5 protein-coding genes are annotated in these 2,011 nt (G+C 73.2%); 4 read left to right on the top strand and 1 reads right to left on the bottom strand.

The window, feature by feature from the left end; all coding sequences use genetic code 11:
- The 4 genes from HW577_RS24200 to HW577_RS24215 form a co-directional block, all read left to right on the top strand.
- A partial coding sequence (locus HW577_RS24200) for an MAPEG family protein (RefSeq protein WP_198378657.1) occupies positions 1-186 on the top strand: 186 nt, incomplete at its 5' end.
- Positions 187-196: 10 nt separating this feature from the next.
- Positions 197-664 (top strand): YbaK/EbsC family protein, encoded by a 468-nt coding sequence (locus HW577_RS24205; protein ID WP_198378658.1) that lies wholly within the window; start codon positions 197-199, stop codon positions 662-664.
- On the top strand, positions 664-1,056 hold the full coding sequence (locus tag HW577_RS24210; protein WP_198378659.1) for an MAPEG family protein: 393 nt from the start codon (positions 664-666) through the stop codon (positions 1,054-1,056). The genes HW577_RS24205 and HW577_RS24210 overlap by 1 nt, the downstream gene beginning before the upstream one ends.
- A 33-nt stretch (positions 1,057-1,089) precedes the next feature.
- A complete protein-coding gene (locus HW577_RS24215; protein ID WP_198378660.1) occupies positions 1,090-1,470 on the top strand; it encodes a rhodanese-like domain-containing protein in 381 nt (126 codons plus the stop codon).
- A 9-nt stretch (positions 1,471-1,479) separates the two neighbouring features.
- Here HW577_RS24215 and HW577_RS24220 read toward each other — a convergent pair.
- The coding region (locus HW577_RS24220; protein WP_232475216.1) for an NAD-binding protein at positions 1,480-2,011 on the bottom strand (532 nt) is incomplete at its 5' end.

Genomic DNA, 2,011 nt, shown 5'->3' on the forward strand with positions numbered 1-2,011 from the left:
GGCGCGGCGCCCTGGGCGCTGCACGCGGCGGGCCTCGCCATGCTGGCGGGCCGCGTGCTGCACGCCGCCGGGATGTCGCCGGAGCCCGACATCCGGCCGCTGCGCGGGGCCGGCATGCTGCTGACCCTGGTCGGCCTGTTCGCGGCGCTGGCGCTCGCCCTCGGCGGCGGGCTCGGCCTGTGGTAGCCGCGCGGCCATGAGCGGATCATCCGTCGAGCGCGTCCGCGCCGCGCTGCTGGCGGCGGGCCATCCCGACACCATCACCGCCTTCCCCGAGGGCACGCGCAGCGCGGCGGAGGCCGCCGCCGCGGTCGGCTGCGACGTGGCGCAGATCGCGAAATCCATCGTCTTCCGCGCGGGCGGACGGGCGGTGCTGGTCATCGCCTCCGGTGCCAACAGGGTGGACATGGTCAAGGTCGCCGCAGCGATCGGGCAGCCGGTAAAGCGCGCCGACGGGGCCTGGGTGCGGGACGCGACGGGCTTCGCGATCGGCGGGGTCTCCCCGCTCGGGCATCTTTCGCCGCCGGTCCTGCTGCTGGATGCGGACCTCATGGCGCTCGACCCGGTCTGGGCGGCGGCGGGTTCGCCCATGCACGTCTTCCGCACGACGCCCGCGGAGCTGCTGCGCATGACCGGCGCCACGGTCGCCGAGGTACGGGAGTGATGCCGGCGACGGCGCTTTGGGCAGCGATGCTCGCCCCGGTGTGCCTGTGGCTGTCCATACGGGTGATCGGGCAGCGCCGGCGCGCGCAGGTGCCGATCGGCACGGGCGGCGACGCGGCGCTGCAACGCGCGGTCCGGGCGCAGGCGAATTTCGTCGAATACGTCCCCTTCGCCCTGCTCTTGATGGCGCTGGCCGAGGCCGGCGGAGCGCCAGGCTGGGCGCTGTATCCACTGGGCGCCCTGCTGTTCGCGGGGCGTGTCGCGCATGGCTGGGGCATCGTCCGCACGCCGGAAGATTTCCGCTTCCGGATCTTCGGCATGATGGCGACCTTCGGCGCGATCGGCGGCGGTACTCTCGCGTGCCTCGTGGCGGGAACGATCGGTTGGCGGTAGCCTGCCCGGGACACAGGCCAGGAAGGAATCGCCATGACCCTCACCGTCCAGCAGATGCTCGCCGCCGCCGAGGCCGTCGTGCCGCGGATCTCGGCCGAGGAGGCCAAGGGAATGGCAGGGCGCGCGGACGTCGTCTTCCTCGACGTGCGGGAACCGAACGAGGTCGCGGCCTCGGGCAAGGTACCGGGCGCGCTGACGATCCCTCGCGGCCTGGTGGAGTTCCGCGCCGACCCGGCCTCCCCGCTGCATGACGCGAATTTCGACCGGGCGAAGACGATCGTCGCCTATTGCGCCTCGGGCGGGCGGTCGGCGCTCGTGCTCAAGACGCTGAAGGACATGGGCTACGAGAACGTGCGCAACCTCGGCGGCTTTAAGGCCTGGGTCGATGCCGGGGGCGAGGTCGAGAAGCCCTGACCGCGGGCATCACCGCCCGGCGCGCAGCGCGTCCACCGTCGCGAGCGCCTCGGCCGCCGGCACGCCGAGGCGCGTCATGGCGAAATCCGCCATGCCGAGGGCGATCTCCCGTTCGCCCATGACGACCAAGCCGATGGCCTGTTCGCGTTCGAGGAAGCGCGCTTCCTCCTCGTCATGGGCGCGGGCGGCGGCGATGATGCCGGGATTGGCACGGCACGCCATCTCAAGCACGCGCCGGCAGCCTGAGGCGTCAGGCATGGCGAGCACGATCAGACGCGCGGCTTCGGGGCGTGCGGCCTTCAGCACTTCCGAGCGCGCCGCATCGCCCCAGACGACGGGGACGCCTTCGGCGCGGAGCGCCTCGGCGACGCCGTGGTCGGCCTCGATCACGACATAGGGCTGGCCGTGCCGGCGCAGCGCCGTGGCGACGACGCGGCCGACGCGCCCATGCCCGACCAGGATCGCATGGCCGTCCAGCCCCTGCGCCGGCGGGTGCGACAGGCGCGCCCGAGACCGGAAGAGCACGCGACTCAACACCAGT

Source organism: Neoroseomonas rubea (genome assembly GCF_016106015.1).
Lineage (GTDB): Bacteria > Pseudomonadota > Alphaproteobacteria > Acetobacterales > Acetobacteraceae > Neoroseomonas > Neoroseomonas rubea.